Below are 20099 nucleotides of genomic sequence, written 5' to 3'. Positions count from 1 at the left end.
CAAGTGAGAACCCAAGCTGACCAGCACCCCATTGTGTGGTCCCTGGATACCTAGAGACCCGGGAATGCCGGCAGCGACCCCAAGGACCCCACCTCCTTCCACTTCATCAACCAGAAAAATATTGACAGCATCGGCTCTACCTTGAGTGACCAGCGCTTGGGTCTCTGAATTGAAGAAACTATCAGAGACTGTTCGGTACTGTTCTTCGCTAACAATGATCGTTGGAGCAATTGTAATGTTGAGATTGTTGTTGGTGTAGAGGCCCCTCACTAGCTGCCAAACAGTGTCTAGATTGTAGCTACCACCACTGACCAGATAGGGTTGAAGCAGCAGGTTGGATTCGCCACTGGTGGAGGGTTCATCTTCGCGGACGGTCAGCTTCAGTTCATTGGCCCCACTAATCTGATAAGTCCAGGTCCCGGCTTCAGCGTCAATATCGGGCCGCATTGGTACAAGGTAATTGTCGTATCGGCCATCGCCAAAGCTAGTGAGCCCACTGGCAGTGGATTCTAGATAAGCTAATTCATCACGTCCGCTGGGACTCGTCAGGCTGACAATCCGCGCTGTCCCATTGGAGAAGGCAGAAAGCAGGAAAGAGGTGGTGTTGTCTGATAATTGAAAACTGCTGCTACTCAAACCACTGAGAGTGCGAACTGTTGTTTGACTACCTTGGGAACTTAGTGATGGAGTACCTGAAGTTGGATCATCGTTGGTTCCATTCTCATAAGTAGTAGTGGTCGAGCCTCCTCCTGGAGGACTGCAACTGAACAGCAACAGTAGGCTCACTATAAAACCGCTCAATCGCAAAAAAGAACTCATTCCATTCAACCTGTTTTAGGGCAGCTGACGATATTCCAAAGTTCGCAGATATGTGTTGGCACGATCAGGAAAATCGGTGAAGATGCCATCAACGTCTGCTTCGTAGTAGAAAACGTGCAGCATCTCTTCGAAGGACTGTATATAGCTAGGCATTGCATCTGCCCGCAATGTATAGGTGTAGACTTTCAGGCCAAGTTCATGGGCGTCTTTGACCAGTGAACTCAGTTGTGGCATTCCGGACAAGTACCTTCCCTCTAGCACATGACCTGTCCAGACTGCAATCCCCTGCACGTGTTCAGTCAGAGTCTGTAACCCTTCTTTGGTGAGCAGAAACTCATAGTCAGTTTCAGTACTTTCTTGCCAGGAATTCTTCTCGAGCAATTGCAAGAGCGGAAATTCGGTCTTCAGTTCATTGCGTAATCGTTTGACCTCAGGTGCACCAAAGCTTTCGAGAATGATCGGGCAGTTGTTGTCGTTGACAGCGAGATTTTCAAGAACCTCCAGAACTTTTTGGCTAAGATCCCGCCCTTGCTGATGATGCCAGCCAGGACTCTTGATTTCGATCAGTAGCCCTACTTTCTTACCAGTTGAGTGGTTGAGTCCCTGAATTAGCTGCACTACCTCTGCTAGTGTAGGAATTTCAAAGCGGGAATGGCCTTGAGGAAAGCGGCTAGGGAAAGCTGGATTTCCCTGCTGATTACGTCGTTCAGAAACCCGAAGTTGCTGTAGCTCTTCCAAGGAAAAATCCAGCGCATAGCTGAGGTTGTCTTGTCGCTGCCTTCCAGGGAAACGTTGATTCACGTCCGTCAAGCGATCCAGATAGGGATCGTGCAAAACAATCGGTTGATCGTCTTGGGAAAGAATCACATCAAGCTCTAGCCAATCGCAACCCAGCCCATGCGCCATCGCAAAAGCTGGTAGTGTGTTTTCAGGTAGGTATCCAGACGCACCGCGGTGGGCAATGACCCACTTCTGCTGACCTATGGCCATCTTGGTTTACTCCAAGAAATAAGGGTTTTGCTGAAAAAGAGTTGCCAAAAAAATTGATTGCAACACTCTCGGATCATAAGAGCAAGTGAGGTCTTGTGGAACCTAATGAACATGAATATGGGGGCTGCCGTTTTTGCCAAGTCAATCTATAGTGCTTCTTGGTCAACGGTTTCGGAGATTTGCTGATTTCGTTTTTTGTAAGCTCTCACTGAGGATAGACATGCGTGCTTTGATACAGCGTGTTTCGATGAGCCAAGTTCGAGTTGATGGTGTGACTATCGGTCAGATCGAACAGGGATTGCTTGTTTTGCTTGGAGTGGCACCAGATGATCAGATGGCAGACAGAGATTGGTTGCTGCGCAAGATCCTGAATCTGCGCATCTTTGCTGATGAGGAAGGTCGGATGAATCGTTCAGTAACAGATATTCAGGGAGGATTGTTGGTGATTTCACAGTTCACCCTCTTTGCTGATGCAAGCCAAGGAAATCGTCCTTCGTTTATTCGCTCGGCTCCACCTGAATTTGCTGAATCGGCATACAACGATTTTCTTGAGAAACTTCGCCAGAATTATAGTGGTTCTGTAGCCGCAGGGCGTTTTGCTGCAGATATGCAAGTTGAACTGATCAACGACGGACCCGTCACCTTGCTGTTGGATTCCAAGCAGAAGAATTTCTGATTCAGCTGCTACCAAAGAGGGGGCATGTTGCTTGCTGCAAGTAGATATGTTTAGGCTTTTAAAGTTATAATTCTACAGAAAATCAGAATGTTGAGGTGTTTTTATGAATTTTCAAGCACACCTGCAAGGAGGTTTGGCTGCGGGTAGTATTGCCGTTGGAGTGGCCTTGGGAACTGGCTATGCGGAATTGCAAAGTGATGCCTTGCAGCGATTTTTGGATCAACCACTCGATTTTGGGCAACCAATTTCGCTATTGTTGAGCTTGTTCGTTACAGCAGTCTTTATGGCTCTGTTTCCCGATCTGGACACAACTTCAGTTCCGCAACGTTGGTTTTTTCGAGCTATGTTTGTAATGTTGGCGATTCTCTATTTCCAGAAGGAGCTCGAGGTCTTCTGTCTGCTTGCCTTTGTTACACTGTTACCAGTGATGCACAAGCATCGGGGCTGGACCCACTGGAAAGTGACTCCATGGTTAGTTGCCCTGTTTTTAGCAATTATTTGGGAATATTTCCGAGTACAGGACACTTGGCAGGATCGCTTCTCCTGGGAGAACGTTTGGGTTGCATTGCATAGCAGTTGGGCCTTCGTGTTTGCCTGTGTGCTCGGACACTATACCCACTTGTTACTAGACTCACGGCGGATTCGGTTATTGCCATTCATTCGAAATAAACCTCAGCACCACTAGCCTGCCATCTCTTGCAAGGCCTCTATGGGCAACATCATCAAGGTTGATTTTTCGGGGCGTTGGTCTCAGTCGCTGGATCAATTGATTGAACGCCACATCAAGGAAGAGACTTTTCCAGGCATTGAGATCCTCTTTGCTCAAGGCCCTGAAATTCTGCTCCATAAGACCTGGGGTCGACAGGAAGCGGGCAGTGATAAGTCAATGGGGTTGAACACAGTCTTTGATATCGCTTCCTTAACAAAACCAGTCGCTACAACCAGCCTGATCATGCTCTTGCAGGAACAAGGAATGCTTGACCTGGAAGAGCCAGTGGCCACATTCCTGCCTAAATTTGGTAATGGGGCAAAATCCAAAATCACTCTGCGCCATTTGCTCACTCACACATCCGGACTACCAGCCTGGGCAAATCTTTATGAGGAATCTGATTCGTTTGACGTCGCTCGTCAAAGATTGATGGATATCAACCAAGAGGCCCCGCATGATCAAAGAGTAATCTATAGTTGTCTAAATTTTCTGTTGCTGGGACAGATCATTACGGAGGTGACGAACGGTAGTCTCAGTCATTTTTTCCAACATAGCATTAGCGAACCACTATCACTGGAAAATACGCTCTTTTCTCCTGCCAAGCATTGGAAAGACCTGAGTGGGATTGCGCCTACTCAATATTGCCCTTGGCGCAAGCGTCTATTGCGTGGTGTTGTCCATGATGAAAATTGTTATTTTTTTGGTGAAGAAGCAGGCAATGCGGGTTTGTTCTCAACAGCTTTGGATCTTCATCGCTTCTGCTGCACGCTTTTGAATGAGGGTAGTCTGGATGGAATCACGATTCTCTCTCCATCTTCTGTGCAGCAGATGGTCAGCAACCAAAACCAACCGCCACTGAGCTCCCGTGGATTGGGTTGGGATTTCAAGGATATAGATCCAGGATATTGGAGTTGTGGTTTTCTGTTTCCTCCTGGAGCGGTAGGGCACACTGGTTTTACAGGAACCTCTATCTGGTTTGATCCCCTTAATCAATGGATTGCGATTGTACTGACGAACCGGGTTCATCTCTCACGAGATGGAAATCTCGCAGCAATGCATCAGTTCCGTCCACGACTGCATAATTTGTTGCTCTCAATGGTTTGAGCAAAAAACGTGAGAAAAAAAACATAAAAATATCTTTGCTTCCTGCAACCTTAATCTGCTAGTCTGTTTGCTGAATATCGTCTTGCTGAATCCTCGCAGGAAAGCTTATGCATAAAGCAGATTGGCCCTCGCTGACCAGTAGTAAACTAGCGGAACAGGTTCCTAACTCTCAATCACTGGAAGCAAATCTTGAGGGTGCGATCCTCGAATATGCCATCAACACCTTTCCCTTCGCTGACTCCTTCGACTACTTCCCTGGACTAGAAAACGCAGACTTCCGCGAGACCCTTACAGAAATGATCACCAACGGCGGGCTCAAAGTGGGCTTTTACTACGAAGAGATGCAGGAGAGTCTAACACTTTTCTACTTTCTGAAGGTGCGGAACCAGGCCCACATCGTACTAGGCCTGGATCCAGAAAATGTTCAGGTTGCTATCAATGACGACATTGACGGGGTCTTTCGCATTGACGAGGAGCAGTACATTGAGCTTCTGCAAATCCCACTAAGTTGAATTCGCTCACCATCCACCAAACCTCCCCTTTCAAATTTTGAAAAGCATGTTGCGAAATCCGCTGGGACGCTTTCGCCTGGTTGCCCAGGTCGAGGGTGCTTCCTACATCTTGCTTGTTTTCATTGCAATGCCCTTGAAATATGGAATCAGCTGGGATTTGGCTGTTCGATATCTTGGCATGGCTCATGGCGTCTTGTTCATCGCATACTGCTTGGCTCTTTTGATCACACGCAATGTGGTTCCATGGAGGTTTCCAAGAATGATAGTTCTCTTCGTCGCTTCACTAGTCCCCTTTGGTACTATTTGGGCGGATCGCCGCCTCAAAGAAGAGGAATCTGAGTTATTCGGTAATCCAACCTCGTCAGCAGCAAATCCTGCGACCTCCGAGGCTTAGATCCAAAATCGACCTTACTGCCATCCATATCGCCTCTTTGTCCAAGACAAATAGCTTGGCCTGTTGAAATCCCACCACAGAAAATCTCTCGGTTCCCAAACAGCTTGACTGATGGACGCTAAGCGAGCAATACGCTCCGAGGTAGCTGGATGACTTCGGAGCAGAGTGAAATCTGCTGAATGAACTGGTGCAGAACTACCTGGATTTATTTTAGTCAAGGCCTGTATCAGAGCTTGAGGGTCATCTGTCAAGCGAGCTGCTCCCAAATCTGCTTGGAACTCCCTAGTTCGTGAAAGCCCTGCTTGGAGCAGTAAACTTAGCCATGGAGCCGCCATCAGCATCAACAACCAGAACCACGGAACTGTCTGTCCATACAACCAGGACAGAGGCAAACTGAATAAAATCAAAGCAATCCCAAACCAAGCCAACCAGTGAACTAGCCTTCCAACAATACTTGATAGCAGCATGACAGAAACGTCATTATGCTGAAGATGTATCATTTCGTGAGCCAAGACAGCCCGAATCTCTCGATAACTCAGAGTTCGTAACAATCCGTCAGTCACTGCTATGCCACCCTCCTAACGATTTCCAACCGCAAAAGCATTGAGCGCAGAACTTGGAACGTAATAGAGCACTGGGGACCGAACGAAACCAGCTCGTTTGACCAAGTCCTTTTGTATTTGATGTAGCCAAGGCATTTCCTCTGTTCTTAACAAACGCCCTTGATGCCAACGCATTAAAATAGCTGGAGACCGAGGTAGGAACCATAGGGTTAGCAGAACAGTGCCAGTGGTAAAAGCAATCCCAAGTGTTCCTGCTAAAAGCCAGCACATCAGGCTGAGTAGGCCAGTTAAGGTTCCTAGTTGTAGTATTGATTGTGCAGTATTCCACCATTGATGGCTCTGTACTGCTTTTTTACGTAAGATTGTTTTCATGTCTTAATTATTAGCACTCTTATTTATTGAGTGCTAATAATCTAGCAAATATAATCCGCAAAGCAAAGAGAAATTAGGGTGAGTGATTATCTCACCCTATCCAAAAATCAGGCTTCCACCGTCTCCTTATTTTTTGCTTTGGGATCGTCCTCTTCATCGTCGAGGTCAACAAAGTAAACAGATTGACTCATTGGAGAACGAGACAGTGGGGAGAGTTCTTCTTCGTTATCCACAGTTTCTTCTTCCGTTGAGAGAATGTTTTGGGGAGCTTCATAATCTTCATCATCAGGCTCTGCATCCAGATCCACAAACATATAAGATTGGTTCATGCTTGACTGAGACAGTGGAGACAACTCCTCCTCATTTGCTGGCTCGATCTCTTCTGTAACAGAAACGATCTTACCCGTATCCTCGTAGTCAATTTCATCAGGTTCCGCATCTAGATCTACGAACATTGTGGACTGACTTATGGTTGCTTGAGACAGTGGGGAGAGTTCTTCCTCATTTGTTGGCTCTGTCTCTTCTATAACGGAAACGATCTTGTCAGTATCCTCATAGTCAGATTCATCGGGTTCCGCATCTAGATCTACGAACATAGAAGATTGGTTGATGGAAGGCTGTGACAACGGAGACAACAACTCTTCATTGCCATTTGCATCCCCTCCAACAATTCCTAAGGGGGACACTGTGGAGATCGTTGCCAGAGGCTCTGGATTCACTACTGATGATTTTTTGCCAGTTTTGGGCGTATTTAACGGATTTGATGGCTCATTGTCATCGGGTGAAATGTTTGTTCCAGCCTGACTCATAGGAGAGCGTGACAGAGGCGACATTTCCAAATCCTCTTCTTCACGGAGATTTTTCTGATTCCCTGCCAAAGGTGAGTCAGAGTCTCCTGTCGAAACATCACCAAAGATAGCTTCTGAAGGTTCAGTCGATGCCGTAGCCTTTGGAGAGGGAGATTCGGTTCCATGAAACAACCAGCTCCAGCCTCTTGAGAAGTCATGGAGAATTAGATAGTTAACTGGGATAATTATTAGCGTTGTAAACGTGGCGAATAAGACACCGTATCCTAGGGAAACAGCCATAGGAATCAGGAATTGGGCTTGAGTGCTCTTGTCAAAAATAATTGGTGTCAAGCCCGCAAAGGTAGTGAGAGACGTAAGCAAAACAGGGCGGAAGCGAGCCACTCCAGCCACCTTTATTGCTTCTTGTACACTCAAGCCTTCTTCACTTTGTTGACGATTAATGTAGTCCACCAGGACCAGGCTGCTGTTAACTACGACCCCTGTTAAAGCCAACATCCCCATCAAACTCATGATTGTTAAATCGAGATCCATTATCCAGTGTCCAATCACGGCCCCAATCGCTCCAAAGGGAATCGCCGTCATCACAATTAGTGGTTGTAGATAGGAGCGGAAAGGGATGGCCAGTAAGGCATAAATCGCAAACAAGACACCAGCTAACCCAAAAATCAGGGTATTGAAGGAGTCTCTTTGTTCTCGTGCTTCTCCTTCCAGAGAATACTTGACGGCAGGATAGAAGCGGGTCGTTTCCTGGAGGAAATTCTCCAAGTCACTCTTGATGGCCTCCAGGTTGGCCTGTTGCTTATTAGCATCTGCCGTAACGTTCATAGTTCTGTTCCGATCAATGCGTGTGATCGCTGCCGGGGTTCTGCCGGGTTCCAAGCTCGCAACTTCGGCAAAAGGAACAGCCACTCCTCCTGGAGTCCGGATCGTCATATTTTGAAGGGAAGCAAGGGTCGCTCGTTCCTGCTCGGGATAGCGTAGGATGACATTCACTTCATCACGACCACGCTGAATGCGTTGAACGGTAATTCCAAAAAAGCCTTCTCGCACCTGACGCGCCAAGTCATCCAACCGGACTCCAAGAGTTTCGGCGGCTGGCATTAGGCGCAACTGTAATTCTTCCTTACCGTCAGACATGCTGTCTTCGATATCGAAGACGTTTGGATAGGTACCGAGTTTGGTCTTCAATTGATCAGCAACAGCCTGTAATTCCTCAAAATTACTGCCTGAGAGTTGAATGTCAATCGGACTGGAAGTTCTTCCAAATTCTGCTCGGAAATTCAGGCTTTCTGCACCCGGCAAAGGACCGATCATTTTTCGCCATTCACGAACCAGATCGTTCGTAGTTACGTCAATTTTACGTTTTTCGGGCGCCTCAATCTCAAAAAAGACTCGACCACGATTACTTTGACCTGACGAACTCCCTCCGGTAGTACCACTGTTAGAGAGAATGTTGATCACCACACTTTGCCCAGTTTCCGAATCCCGATATTTATCCTGAAGCTGCAGTGCAGCATCGGTCATTCGATCAATGTAAGCTGAGGTTGTCACAAAAGGAGTCCCAGCTGGCATCACCAGCGTTGCACGTGCGACCTCACTTTGAATGCGTGGAAAAAAAATCCAGCGCATCCAACCACTCATGATCAGTGCTGTCAATAGTGCACCACCCACGAAAAAGATGGCTACCGTCAAATAGCGTTCTGATAAAGAAAGATTGAGGACTGGGCGATAAATGCGGAAGATGAAAGTCTCTAGACCATCTGCAAACCAGCGTTGTACTCTTGAAATGTGGCGAAGGATTGTCCCTTCGTGATCCAGGCGTATACCAGAAAGATGTGCCGGTAGAATCCATTTAGATTCAATTAGCGAGAAGAGCAACACAGGAATCACAATCATCGGGATTTGTGAGAAAATTGCTCCGCGTACTCCCTCCACCATCAGTAATGGTACGAAAGCCACCATAGTTGTCAGTACTCCGAAGGTTACCGGAACAGCTACTTCCACGGTCCCTTTCTCTGCTGCTGCTTGAGGCGAGGTTCCACGGCGTAGATGGCTATAGACGTTCTCTCCAGTGACAATCGCATCATCCACAACAATTCCCAACACCAGGATGTAGGCAAACAAGCTGATGGTGTTCAGAGTGACTCCAAGTTCTGGCATCAACAACGCGCTCCCCATAAAACTCACTGGAATACCAATACATACCCAAAATGCAACAGAGGGGTGAAGGAACAATCCCAGTAAGAGCAAAACAAGAATTCCCCCTTGAAGGGCACTATCGGTAAGTGTCTGTAGACGTGCCGAAACCGTCTTGGAACGATCCCGCCAGGTTTCCAGTGTGATTCCTTCGGGAAGCAAAACACTTTTCTCAGCAATATATTTCCGAACAGCTGCCGCTACAGTGATTGCGTTCTGGTCACCAATTCTGTAAACCTCAACCGTCAGTGCCGGTTGCCCATTGAACTTGGTAATGATTGGGGTTTCATCGAAGTCATCCTTGATTGTGGTGACATCTCCCAGTCGCAACCGAGTCCCATCTGGCCTGGAAAGGATCACAAGATCTGCATAATCTTCCTTGACATAGGCCTGACCTTTGGTGCGGATTAGCACTTCTCCGCCATTGGTCTTAATGCTGCCTGCAGAAAGATCCAGAGACTGTCGGCGGATGATGTTGGAAATTTCACTGAGGGTCAGTCCAAATTCTCGCAACGTTCGTTCTGGAATTTCAATGGCTAGCTCGTAAGGTCGAATGCCTTCCACTTGGGCTTGGGTGACTTCAGGAAGAGCACGAATATCCTCCTCAATCTGCAACGCCATATCTCGCAATTCACGCTCACCAAGAGGTCCTGCCAAGGCCACGCTGATCACTTCTCTTTGCCATGCAGGAATACTGATCACGGGGCGTTCCACCTCATCTGGAAGAGTGTTCAGACCTTCAACACGAGTCGTGATTTCATCTTTGAGAAGTTGGGGATCGTAGCCATTTTCTAACTCAATCTGGATATTGGAAGAACCTTCTGAGGAGGTCGAGATCATCTTCTCAATGCCTTCAATATCCTGAATCGCTTCCTCAATACGTACTGTTACTCCTTCCTCTACTTCTGAAGGAGGCGCACCCGGAAAAGAAGTGCGGATGTTGACGCGTTCCAATTCAATGGAAGGGAAAACTTCGAGAGGAACCCTGGTGAAGAGCGAATACGCCCCAGCGATCAGGATACAGACCATCAAGAGGTTGGCTGCCACGGTATTTCGGGCAAACCAGCGTATGGAGCCGTTCATGAAACCTTGTACAACCTAAGAGTTGGGAGATAGCTCAACGGGAAGCAGCAACTTTTTCTACGTTTTGTCGAGATGCTGATCCACGAGAATCGTTGTTGGCAGCGTCGGCGGCTTCCGGCTTACCCGGACGCTCTCGCCTTCGATTCTGGTCAGGAACTCCTTCTTGGATGGATCGCCCTTCGAGCAGAGCGTTCACTTCAGTTCCACTGGGTAGCGAACCTACGGGAGTCATTGTCAGCAAATCACCTGCGGTCAATCCATTACTGATCACAGCTTCTTCTGCATTGCTCCAGAGAATGTCGACTGGTTGACGATGGAGCTTATTGTCGCGAACTAAGACAACTTCGTTACCCTGATAGATGGCCTGACGTGGAATCACCAAGGCGTCCTTAATCAATCGACCTTCAATTTCAGCTGCTACAAATTGTCCGATCTTCAGAGGAGGCTTCCCGTCTTTCTGTGGCTCATAAGGATTGCGAATCTGCGCCACAACATGCAGTTGTCGACTATCGGCATCAAAGACTCCTTCTGTACGAGTGATACGACCTTCCCATGGAAACGACTGCTGACCGGTGCGTGCTTCAAACTGAACAATGGGGCCATTTTGTTGTTGTGTGCGACTTGGGCGATATTCTTCTGGAAGATTTACGTATTCCAGCTGTGCACTATGCAGAGGTAATCGAACCTCAACGTAATCAATCGAATAGATTTTAGCGAGCTGTGTTCCGGTCCCGACATACTGGCCAATGTCTACTATTTGATCCATGATACGTCCGGCATACGGGGCAACTATTCGTGTGCGCTCCAGATTTCGTTTTGCTTTTGCTAAGCGAATACGTCCCGCTTCGATCGCTGATTTGGCAACCTCCAACTGGGGTCTGCGCATTGCCAGATCACTGGGAAATCCTTGTTGGCCAAGGCGTTGCCAGTTGCGAATAGCCTGCTGACTACGTGCCTGTTCTTCTTTCAGTGTCAGATAGGATTGCGTCAAGGCCATCTCTGTCAAGCGAACCTCGGCTTCGTATTCGGTAGGATCAATTTCTAGGAGCAGTGCCCCTTTTTCAAAAAAGCCGCCATCCCGGAAGCTTGGTGCAATCCGCAAAATATTTCCTGATACCTGCGAAACTAGCGTGCTTTGGGTACGGGGCTGGATGGTGCCGAAGGTGTTGACGTTGATTTGATAATCAGTGGGTTTCACCTGAATTGCCTCAACGGTCAGACGGGTCGCAGGGGGTGGAGGCCTTCTTTGGGCTTCGGTTTTCTGATCTAAGATGGTGCGCGTACCCCAAACGCCACCACCAATGACCACCACAAACAGTACGATGCGAAGAATCAGTCGAAACCAGCGCATAGTCATCCTGAAGCAGGAGGTTGAGCCGGCAGCGCAAAATCACCACCAAGTGCCAGGTGGAGTTGAATGCGATTCTGCAGGCGGTCGCTGCGCACCTGGATCAGGGCGCTACGGGCATCAAAGGCACGTCGTTGAGCTTCCAGCACGGTCACGAAGGAAACAAGACCTGAGACATATTGTTCCTCCGCTAGATCTTCTGCATTTCGAGCTTCGGTTGCAGAACGACGAATAGCAGCTTCCTGCTCAGCCAGCAAAGTTTCTGCTGACAAGGCCGCCTCCACTTCTTGTAGGGCGTTTAGAAGAATTCGATTGTAGTCCAAGGCTACAAGGCGTGTTTGGATGTTAGCCTGTTCCAAATTTGCTTCGAGTTCCGTACCGTTCCAAAGAGGCTGGGTCAAGTTGACACCCAAGGACCAGATCATTGATTCAAGGTCCAGTAATTTGTCTACATCTTCGCTTCGAGTTCCTACGGAAGAGTTAAGGCTGAATCTTGGAAAGCGAGCCTTGTAGGCCACCATTGCGTCTTGATCAGCTGCCTTAAGACGCCGTTCCACAGCCAACAAGTCTGGTCGTCGCTGGAGTAGTTCTGAAGGAAGACCAGTTCCTGGCATCGCTGGTAAATCAGGTAATTCTTCTGGGAGGCTCAGTTGACCTGAAGGAGTTCGCCCGAGTAAGGTTTCCAGGGATTGAATGACCTTGGTGCGCTGCAGGCGTAACCCAATAATTCGGTTGTCTTGTGAGGCAACATCGGACCGCGCCAAATGCACATCCAGAGCGCTATTCAAGTTGAGTCGGAAGCTCTCCTCCACGACCTGCAGGCGATCCAGCAAATTTGCCTTACGTTGCTGAAGTAGTTGTAATTGTGCCTCCGTTTCAATTGCATCGAACCAGGCCTTGGCAACATTCGCCGCAAGAGCTAGTCGGGCTGCTTGTTGATCCCCGATCTGCGCTTCAATCGAGAGAGCAGCAGAGCGTTCCTGATTGCTGAGGCGATTCCAAAGATCGGCTTCCCACGAAATCTGAAAGTTGAGATTAAAGTTCTGGGTATAGTCTCCCAAGTCAGGTGTGAGACGGCTGTAACTATGATTGACACTGGTACCAACACTCGTGTTGAAATCAGGGCGATTACTTACTCCCAAGACTTTCAGCCTGCTTTGAGCCAGTTCAATTCGTAGCATAGCAGCCTGCAATCCAGGACTTTTCTCTTGAGCTTCCCTAATCAAGGCCTGAAGTTGCACATCCCTGAAATCTGCCAGCCATGGTCGTACCTCTGCATAGGAAGCAGAAGGATCACTCCAATTTTGTGGGACAGTGGGGTCTAGCTTGGATGGTGTAGGTTCAGGCAAGCTCGTGCACCCAATCCCCAAACAGCAAGCCAAGATCAACCATCTCACTTTAGGTGAACAGATAAACACTCAAAACTCTGGAAAGCTTAGGTTCATGAAGATCGGATTTTTCTGTGAAATCAAATCACCCCGACAGGAATTTATAAGAATGTCGATTGCAAAATCAGTGCGAATACGTAGTTATTTCAGGAGAGAAAAACTTTGGAGTGGAAGTGGTAGGAGGGTGTTATGGAGTAGGGTTAGTCCTGGAAATGAATTTTTCGAATCATCTGGGCAGAAGCCACGGGCTGAATAATCTTGTCACGTTCATGGGCGTCGTAGCCCAACTGTTCTCCAACATCTCGGACAAAATTAGCCTCCTCTTCAGTATATTCATCGTCAATCATCATGATTTCAACGATATAGCGGTAGATCTCCTTGCGTAAATTTTGATCCAATCCAATGATCGAAGGGAAGGTAACTTGAGAATCTAATTGACACAACTGTTGGAACCGAAGGGGATCATGCTCAATCAATTGCAGGATGGTTTCAACATATTTGTACTCTCTTTGATCGACTCGGTGATCTGCATGAATTGCACGCCAGATCATCTGAGCTACCCAATAGCGTTGCTCTTCCTCCAACAACTCCAGCAGATTGGTTGTGAAATTACGACGCCGTAGATAATCACCTTGTTCAATCAACTTATCTACGTCTTTCCCTGAAACACTCAGGGCCAAGCGCACATCATTGATGAAATCAAGCTTATCTTGGGACAAGGGCTGATCGACAGAGAGGATGTGAAGCAATTTCTCCAGTAGCTGAAGACTTACCGGACCAGCCAATGGATGAACTTTAATTTCTCCTTCCTCATAGTGATCCGTCGACGCGACCAGGACGGCTTGTTCAAAGATCGTCTCGACCCATTGGCTTTGCTCAACAAGAGCTTTTTTCAGCTCCTGCTGCAATTGCTCCACAGGGACATTCAAGCTCAATTTGTCGATTGCATTAGGCAACAATCCCATCATCAGTTCACCACCCATTTCCAGCAATTGGCAGATTTCAGTCTGAAAAGTATTCCGTAGCTTGCTCAGTCTAACCTGATTCTCCATGCTTTGACTCGGATAGTTACTGAAAATGGGATGATTAACTCTTGCGATTTTCTATCGTATTCAAAAATAAGAGGATCCTGATTCTTAAACAGTCTTATTTTGTCTGCATGATGCTACAATCGTTCAACATTCTCAATAAGATTGTTGACTTCTTCAAACTTGAGATTTGCCCCTAGTAGTTAAGATCTTAAGTATTAAATTTTCCAACGATTCAAAATGAGCAAAATTCATTACGCTCTTTCCGAATCTTCACACCATGGCTTCCTAGACAAACAATGCCACTAGCCCAGATTCGTGGTCAAGAGGCTTCCATAGACTTGATTTCAAGGACCTTACAGTCGAATCGGATGCCATCTGCATGGTTATTCAGTGGTCCTCCGAGCGTGGGTAAGCGTCTAACTGCCCTGTTGATTGCCCAGGCGCTGAACTGTAAGATATATCAGGGCCTTGACGCCTGTGGCCAATGTGATCCTTGTCGGCAAATTGAGGCTGGTAACTTTGCAGATGTCAAATTGATTGAGCCTTCTGGTCAGAATATACGCATGGAGCAAATTCAGGAGGTTTTGCGTTGGATGCAGTATCGACTAGAACGGGGTCATTACCGAGTATTGATATTGGATGAAGCCGACCGGATGAATCGGGAATCAGCCAATGCGTTTCTGAAAACTCTTGAAGAACCCCCACCCCAGACGACGATTATTTTGCTGACCACTTCTCCGATGCTTTTGCTGGAGACTATTCTCTCACGGTGCCAGCAAGTACGCTTCCAACTACTCTCCCCAGAAATATTGACAGATTTGTTGGCAGAGAAAACGGAACTGGCGAACGAAGAGCGGAACTGGCTGATGAAGCAAGGAATGGGGAGTGTCCGGCTGGATCTGGTCAAGGATGTTCAAGGCTTACGGGAGTTGCACTCGCAATGGGGGCTCTGGCTACAAGGGATTGGGTCTTCCGAAATGATTGAGATTCTCCCACGTTGTCAAGAATGGAGCTCAGCCAAAGATCTAACGTGGGAACGACTGCTGGATTGGCTCGAGACTTGGCTTCGAGACCTTGCGTGGTTGTTGCATGAGTTGCCTGAAACTGAACTACTGAATCAAGACCAATTACCTGCTCTGCGCAAGTGTCTACAACACTACAGTTCTGAGAGTGTACTTGCCCTCTACGAGGCGGTTTTGGAAGTCCGTTACAACATTGCCCGAAATGCCAACAAGACCCTGCAATTGGAAGGGCTCTGGCTGAGGCTGAAGAATTTACAGGAAGCATGAAAAAATGGTTGCCCTTACTGTTGGGGTGCTGGCTGATTCTCAGTCTCCCAGCACAAGCTAGAACCCTGACGCCTATTGAACTGGAAACCATCCTCACTCAGGCACGCGCACAGTTCACCAACTTTTTGCAACTCTGGCAGGAAGAGCGCTATTTCGAAATGTATGAATTCGGGATCAGGCAATCCAAGCAACAACTCAGCGTTGAAGAATTCGCTACAAGGATGGTTGAACTCGACTGGGTGCCTGTCAATGTTGATCAGGAACCGCTGCAGGTCGATTTTCGTTTTCGAACGATGGTCTACGTGACAACAGTCCTTGAATTCCGACACAAGAGCTTCCCCGAACTCCAGTACGGCAAACGTCAGTCTTTCTTGCTGATTCAAGAGGGAGAAGGCTGGCATCTGGACCTACTTCAGATGATCCGCACGCCCTACTACACCCCGAGTGAATAAACACTTCCACCGCACATTTGCCTGGACAAACAGCCCAGCTCATTTTCTCGCCAAACATGCTGACCGCTGAAACTGCATCGACATTGACGGGTCTGCTGCAACGTATCATCTACCACAAAGCTGAAAGTGGTTTTGTGATCGCTAGCTTTCAGGTTGAGGGCCAGAATGAGCCCATCACTATCAAGGGCACCCTTGGTGGCTTCAATGAAGATGAGACCCTACAACTCAAAGGGCGCTGGCAACAGCATGCCCTCTACGGCAGCCAGTTTCTGGTAGATGAGGCAATGCCAGTGTTGCCCTCTTCGTTGGATGGAATTCAGCGCTATCTCGCCAGTGGGATCTACTCCGGTATTGGTGAGAAGACCGCTGAGCGAATTGTTGCTGCTTTTGGAGAAGACACTTTTCGGGTGATTGACGAAGAGCCAGAGCGCCTGCTGAAGGAGGTTCCACGATTTACTCGCAAACAATTGGAAGTTTTGCATGAGGCTCGTGAAGAACAGCGAGGACTACGAGAGGTGATGACCTACCTGCATGGAGCTGGAGTTTCAAACGCTCAGGCCCAACGAATTTTTCAGCGCTATGGTCTGAACAGTATTCAAGTCTTGAGGGAAAACCCTTACCAATTGACAGAGTTGCCAGGGATTGGATTCCTGACTGCAGATGCGATCGCTCGTAAACTTGGTTTTGCTGCTGATTCATTGGAAAGAGTCGTTGCCGGAACGGTTTATGTAATTGAGCAGCAAGCGCAACAGGGCCATACCTGCCTGCCTCAGGCGTTGTTGTCGGAGAAAGTCTGCACAGAATTACACCTACCCGAAGAATGTACCAGACAGGCGATTGATCATCTCTTACAAGAGCGACAACTCAAAGGCCGAGACAGTGTTCACCTGACGGGCAGGAACCAGTCGTTGCTCTCCAGACCACGTTTTTATTTTGCAGAACAGCGGATAGCAGAAAACCTGTTTCGCTTGTTGGAGAGTCCTGCGCTGACCAACTTTGGTCCTTCTTCAGAACTCCTTGACGCATGCCAGGAACAGCTCGACTTGCGCCTGGACTCAGTCCAGCATCAGGCAATACAGGCAGCCCTGCAACACAAGGTACTGATCCTCACCGGGGGTCCAGGTACTGGAAAGACAACGATTGTCCGCTTCATCCTGCAGTTGATGCTCCCACAAATTCCAGAAACAGCACTTGCAGCTCCCACAGGAAGGGCTGCCAAACGGCTCTCAGAAGCCACGGGACACTCTGCCTCAACCATTCACCGTCTATTGGAAGCTGGCAATCAAGGATTCCAGCGCAATCAGGACAATCCGCTGGAGTATGAACTGTTGATCATTGATGAGACATCAATGATTGATACCTTGCTGATGGATGCATTGTTGGAAGCGATTCCGTCTCCTTCCCGGCTGATCCTAGTTGGTGATGTGGATCAGTTACCATCCGTTGGAGCAGGAGCGATTCTTCAGGACCTGATTGCCTCACAACAGATACCAGTAGTGCGTTTGGAGACCATCTTTCGGCAAGCTCAGGATAGCTTGATCACTCTCAACGCCCACCGAGTCCGCAAAGGTGATCTTCCAGATTTGGATGGTCCTCTGAGTTCAAGTGAACTGAGAGATTTCTACTTTATGCAGGAAGGTGATCCGCAGCGGATTGTTGATAAGCTACTCCGTGTCTGCACCGAGCGGATTCCCGAGCGTTTTGGTTTTGATCCCCTGAATCAGGTTCAAGTACTCACTCCCATGCATCGTGGGCTAACGGGATCCATTCATCTTAATCAACGCCTGCAAGAGGTTTTCAATCCAAGTGGGGAAGGAATTGAATTTAAGCAGTGGCAGTTTCGAGTGGGCGACAAGGTGATGCAGCAGGTCAATAACTATGATAAGGAAGTCTTCAATGGAGATACCGGCCAAATTCGAGAGGTGAACACCGAGACTCGAGAACTCAGGGTAGAATTTGAACATGCGATCATTCCCTACACAGCTAGTGAATTGGATCAACTGCAACTGGCTTACGCGATCTCTGTGCACAAGTCCCAAGGAAGTGAATACGCAGCAGTCTTGCTTCCGTTAACCCACCACCACTACCTCATGTTGCAGCGCAATCTGCTCTACACCGCAATGACAAGGGGCAAAGAGTTGTTTGTTCTGATTGGAACCCCCGAAGCTATCGATCAAGCTGTTCGAACAGTAGGCACCCTTACCCGTTACACTGCACTGAATTACGAATTGGCCGAAGTCAAACGGATTCTTGACAAGGCTCGCTAATCTGCTCTCTCGCTTGAGATTTTCCTCTGTCACCTACCCAGATTTGGTTCGACAATCCATTTTTTGGCTGGAAGGTAAGGTCAAAGTCGCGCGGCACTTATCATGAGCAAGGAAAAATATCTTGGACTGTCGTTGGTATTTTTTGTTTTGAGTGGTGGTTGTTTGTTTAGATATCACTTGATCGGAGTATCGGTAGACACAGGAGGGTTGCTCACTGAGCCATTTGCCCTGATCCCACTGGGCTGGTTCTTTCTACTACTGGGTTTCTTGGCTGTTGGTGCTTATCTCTGGATCAGCAAAAAATCATGATTGTGCGGTGTGTGCTAGGAATCGATTTCTTTGATTTGCAAAGGATTAATCTGAGAAATGCTAGCCTGGCTAAAAAGGGAGCTAGTAGTTTGGACCGTACTGATTCCAGAAAGATCACAGAATGATTGATGCGCTTTCCTTAACCATCAATGAAGTTGGCTTCTTAGCAGCTGTTGCCTTTTGTGCCGGGCTAGTGCGAGGATTTTCTGGCTTTGCGCTCTCAGCGCTTTTCATGTCATTGTCCGTGCTACTCCTACCTCCCATTGCACTACTCCCCGTTTGCTGGGTAATGGAGACCGTTGCCTCTGTGATGTTGGTACGTGGTGGCTGGAAAGAAGCAGATCGGAGTATGGCCCTGGGTTTGATTGCTGGCGTTCTGATTGGCATGCCGATCGGCCTGACAGTGACGAGTTGGTTGCCTGCGAATGACTCGCGCCTCATTGCCTTGTTGATGATCATCATCCTTGCGAGTTTGCAATTTGTGCGAATCCGTATCCAAGCCCTAGCCACTAAGCCTGGATTGATGGGCTCTGGTGTATTGGCAGGATTTGCCACAGGAATCGCCTCACTGGGTGGGATGGTGGTGGCGCTTTATGTACTAAGCCAAGACCGACCCGCACCAGTCATGCGGGCCACGCTAATCTTTTATGTAATGCTGTCCTCGGTTGTTGTCCTAATATGGCTTTTGACTTTGGGAGTGATGGACTGGCTGGCTATCAAACGTGGCTTGGCTATGACTATACCCGTCACGGCTGGTGTTTTATTGGGCCAGTTTATGTTTCGACCAAGTATGCAGCGTTACTACAAAACCTTTTGTCTAGTGTTGTTGTTAAGCTTGGCGACGGCATCACTGCTTCACACATCGGGATTGCTGGGCTAGCCAAAATGAACTGCTGAGGGTCAAGGTTGCAATTGCGATATTGGACTGCGCAGTCCAGGGAATCTTGAATTGATTTTATTAATGTTGCTCAATGGGATTAGGTAGGGGGGCTAGTGCAGTAGACAAGTACCAGTTTCTTTAGCGTTTGTGTGGGATAAATCTGAAAAATTAGCTGATTAGCTAGCAAAATAGTTAACACTTCGGGTTGCTTGATAGAATTTGAGGGTCTCAATAGGCAGATCCCCGCCCATCAGCAGTTCTGATGCATTGTTGATGATGCCCTTTTTGCTGCCCTTACTGGTAATTATCACTGGCAAGGGCAGTCAGAGTAAGAATATTTGATTCCTGCGAGACACCACTGATGGATTCGCATCATTAAAGAGGCAACATCTCGGAGTGTGGTGTGATGCAAAGTTGGATGACCAGAGCCAAATCTTCACTGTCGAGCAACACTGCTAGTGCTTCGGTTGGAAGGAGGGATCCTAGTAATTGGGATCCCTGATAGGCTTTAGTAGGGTAAGCAAGCGTCAACTACCACTGCCGATAATCGCAATGGCTTCAATCTCAACCAACAAAGAGGGAAGCACAAGTGCGGGAGTAGCGTAGGAAGCACTCGCCGGCACTCCACCTGGGAAAACTTCGTTGCGGGCTTTGCTGAATTCTCCGTATTGGGACATATCTGTAAGGAATGTATTGATCTTGATCACATCAGCCATCGTTATCACTAGAGAATCTTCTGTAGATTCTGCAAGAATACTGTTTGCGTGTCTGTCTTAAAATTTGGTTGATCAAAATGAACTGCCCGATTACTTGTCGAAATAGCCTGATTTTCCCAAAAAAGAAATCCAGATATTCGTTATGAAAAGAATTTACTCCAAAATAAGTTTACAACTGATAATTCTTCATGT

The 20099-nt window shown here is 47.8% G+C and carries 19 protein-coding genes; 10 read left to right on the top strand and 9 right to left on the bottom strand.

The annotated features are described in order from the left end of the window. Together P8O70_18080 and glpQ are read right to left on the bottom strand one after the other, a co-directional pair. On the bottom strand, positions 1–819 hold an 819-nt coding region (locus P8O70_18080; GenBank protein ID MDG2198747.1), incomplete at its 3' end, for a hypothetical protein. 15 nt (positions 820–834) lie between these two features. Beyond that, positions 835–1809 carry a glycerophosphodiester phosphodiesterase gene (glpQ, locus tag P8O70_18075; GenBank protein MDG2198746.1) on the bottom strand — a complete coding sequence of 325 codons (975 nt, stop codon included), beginning with the start codon at positions 1807–1809 and terminating at the stop codon, positions 835–837. Between the two features lie 220 nt (positions 1810–2029). Here glpQ and dtd point away from each other — a divergent pair, with 220 nt between their 5' ends. From dtd to P8O70_18050, 5 genes are all read left to right on the top strand, one after another. Further along, on the top strand, positions 2030–2485 hold the full coding sequence (gene dtd / locus P8O70_18070; protein MDG2198745.1) for a D-aminoacyl-tRNA deacylase: 456 nt from the start codon (positions 2030–2032) through the stop codon (positions 2483–2485). Positions 2486–2588: 103 nt separating this feature from the next. Then, the gene (locus P8O70_18065) at positions 2589–3170 is read left to right on the top strand and encodes a metal-dependent hydrolase (protein MDG2198744.1); all 582 of its coding nucleotides are present in this window, start codon (positions 2589–2591) and stop codon (positions 3168–3170) included. Between the two features lie 24 nt (positions 3171–3194). Continuing rightward, on the top strand, positions 3195–4298 hold the full coding sequence (locus P8O70_18060) for a serine hydrolase (protein ID MDG2198743.1): 1104 nt from the start codon (positions 3195–3197) through the stop codon (positions 4296–4298). 107 nt (positions 4299–4405) lie between these two features. Then, positions 4406–4810 (top strand): hypothetical protein, encoded by a 405-nt coding sequence (locus P8O70_18055; GenBank protein MDG2198742.1) that lies wholly within the window; start codon positions 4406–4408, stop codon positions 4808–4810. Between the two features lie 46 nt (positions 4811–4856). After that, entirely contained in the window at positions 4857–5204 is a 348-nt protein-coding gene (locus tag P8O70_18050; protein MDG2198741.1) for a DUF3817 domain-containing protein, read from the top strand. Between the two features lie 14 nt (positions 5205–5218). Here P8O70_18050 and P8O70_18045 read toward each other — a convergent pair whose 3' ends face one another. From P8O70_18045 to P8O70_18020, 6 genes are all read right to left on the bottom strand, one after another. Then, positions 5219–5767 (bottom strand): M48 family metalloprotease, encoded by a 549-nt coding sequence (locus P8O70_18045; GenBank protein MDG2198740.1) that lies wholly within the window; start codon positions 5765–5767, stop codon positions 5219–5221. A 15-nt stretch (positions 5768–5782) separates the two neighbouring features. After that, on the bottom strand, positions 5783–6139 hold the full coding sequence (locus P8O70_18040; GenBank protein ID MDG2198739.1) for a hypothetical protein: 357 nt from the start codon (positions 6137–6139) through the stop codon (positions 5783–5785). 107 nt (positions 6140–6246) lie between these two features. Next, positions 6247–10227 (bottom strand): efflux RND transporter permease subunit, encoded by a 3981-nt coding sequence (locus P8O70_18035; protein MDG2198738.1) that lies wholly within the window; start codon positions 10225–10227, stop codon positions 6247–6249. Between the two features lie 34 nt (positions 10228–10261). Beyond that, a complete protein-coding gene (locus P8O70_18030; protein ID MDG2198737.1) occupies positions 10262–11578 on the bottom strand; it encodes an efflux RND transporter periplasmic adaptor subunit in 1317 nt (438 codons plus the stop codon). 2 nt (positions 11579–11580) lie between these two features. Further along, a complete protein-coding gene (locus P8O70_18025; protein ID MDG2198736.1) occupies positions 11581–12924 on the bottom strand; it encodes an efflux transporter outer membrane subunit in 1344 nt (447 codons plus the stop codon). Positions 12925–13163: 239 nt separating this feature from the next. Then, positions 13164–14015, bottom strand: coding sequence for a hypothetical protein (locus P8O70_18020; protein MDG2198735.1), 852 nt, complete (start codon positions 14013–14015; stop codon positions 13164–13166). 275 nt (positions 14016–14290) lie between these two features. On the opposite strand from P8O70_18020, the gene holB reads away from it, so the two are divergent. The 5 genes from holB to P8O70_17995 all read left to right on the top strand — a co-directional run bounded on the left by holB (position 14291) and on the right by P8O70_17995 (position 19191). Further along, entirely contained in the window at positions 14291–15283 is a 993-nt protein-coding gene (gene holB / locus P8O70_18015) for a DNA polymerase III subunit delta' (protein ID MDG2198734.1), read from the top strand. Continuing rightward, on the top strand, positions 15280–15735 hold the full coding sequence (locus tag P8O70_18010) for a hypothetical protein (GenBank protein MDG2198733.1): 456 nt from the start codon (positions 15280–15282) through the stop codon (positions 15733–15735). Before holB ends, P8O70_18010 begins: the two co-directional genes overlap by 4 nt. Positions 15736–15791: 56 nt before the next feature. Then, entirely contained in the window at positions 15792–18002 is a 2211-nt protein-coding gene (locus P8O70_18005; GenBank protein ID MDG2198732.1) for an ATP-dependent RecD-like DNA helicase, read from the top strand. A gap of 102 nt (positions 18003–18104) precedes the next feature. After that, positions 18105–18311, top strand: coding sequence for a DUF3955 domain-containing protein (locus tag P8O70_18000; protein ID MDG2198731.1), 207 nt, complete (start codon positions 18105–18107; stop codon positions 18309–18311). 121 nt (positions 18312–18432) lie between these two features. Then, on the top strand, positions 18433–19191 hold the full coding sequence (locus P8O70_17995; protein MDG2198730.1) for a sulfite exporter TauE/SafE family protein: 759 nt from the start codon (positions 18433–18435) through the stop codon (positions 19189–19191). 527 nt (positions 19192–19718) lie between these two features. Here the strand turns inward: P8O70_17995 and P8O70_17990 are convergent. Continuing rightward, positions 19719–19907 (bottom strand): RidA family protein, encoded by a 189-nt coding sequence (locus P8O70_17990; protein MDG2198729.1) that lies wholly within the window; start codon positions 19905–19907, stop codon positions 19719–19721. Positions 19908–20099 lie beyond the last annotated feature (192 nt).

The organism is SAR324 cluster bacterium (assembly GCA_029245725.1).
Taxonomy (GTDB): domain Bacteria; phylum SAR324; class SAR324; order SAR324; family NAC60-12; genus JCVI-SCAAA005.
The sequence above is the reverse complement of the archived record's forward strand: the minus strand, read 5'-3'. Positions and strand labels throughout refer to the sequence as shown.

Bases quoted from the DNA above. Each gene is read 5' to 3' on its own strand.
- P8O70_18040 (MDG2198739.1), bottom strand. From the start codon at position 6,139: ATGAAAACAATCTTACGTAAAAAAGCAGTACAGAGCCATCAATGGTGG.
- holB (MDG2198734.1), top strand. From the start codon at position 14,291: ATGCCACTAGCCCAGATTCGTGGTCAAGAGGCTTCCATAGACTTGATT.
- P8O70_18005 (MDG2198732.1), top strand. From the start codon at position 15,792: ATGCTGACCGCTGAAACTGCATCGACATTGACGGGTCTGCTGCAACGT.
- P8O70_18010 (MDG2198733.1), top strand. From the start codon at position 15,280: ATGAAAAAATGGTTGCCCTTACTGTTGGGGTGCTGGCTGATTCTCAGT.
- P8O70_18055 (MDG2198742.1), top strand. From the start codon at position 4,406: ATGCATAAAGCAGATTGGCCCTCGCTGACCAGTAGTAAACTAGCGGAA.
- dtd (MDG2198745.1), top strand. From the start codon at position 2,030: ATGCGTGCTTTGATACAGCGTGTTTCGATGAGCCAAGTTCGAGTTGAT.
- P8O70_18060 (MDG2198743.1), top strand. From the start codon at position 3,195: ATGGGCAACATCATCAAGGTTGATTTTTCGGGGCGTTGGTCTCAGTCG.
- P8O70_18030 (MDG2198737.1), bottom strand. From the start codon at position 11,578: ATGCGCTGGTTTCGACTGATTCTTCGCATCGTACTGTTTGTGGTGGTC.
- P8O70_18065 (MDG2198744.1), top strand. From the start codon at position 2,589: ATGAATTTTCAAGCACACCTGCAAGGAGGTTTGGCTGCGGGTAGTATT.
- P8O70_18035 (MDG2198738.1), bottom strand. From the start codon at position 10,227: ATGAACGGCTCCATACGCTGGTTTGCCCGAAATACCGTGGCAGCCAAC.
- P8O70_17995 (MDG2198730.1), top strand. From the start codon at position 18,433: ATGATTGATGCGCTTTCCTTAACCATCAATGAAGTTGGCTTCTTAGCA.
- glpQ (MDG2198746.1), bottom strand. From the start codon at position 1,809: ATGGCCATAGGTCAGCAGAAGTGGGTCATTGCCCACCGCGGTGCGTCT.
- P8O70_18000 (MDG2198731.1), top strand. From the start codon at position 18,105: ATGAGCAAGGAAAAATATCTTGGACTGTCGTTGGTATTTTTTGTTTTG.
- P8O70_18050 (MDG2198741.1), top strand. From the start codon at position 4,857: ATGTTGCGAAATCCGCTGGGACGCTTTCGCCTGGTTGCCCAGGTCGAG.
- P8O70_17990 (MDG2198729.1), bottom strand. From the start codon at position 19,907: ATGGCTGATGTGATCAAGATCAATACATTCCTTACAGATATGTCCCAA.
- P8O70_18020 (MDG2198735.1), bottom strand. From the start codon at position 14,015: ATGGAGAATCAGGTTAGACTGAGCAAGCTACGGAATACTTTTCAGACT.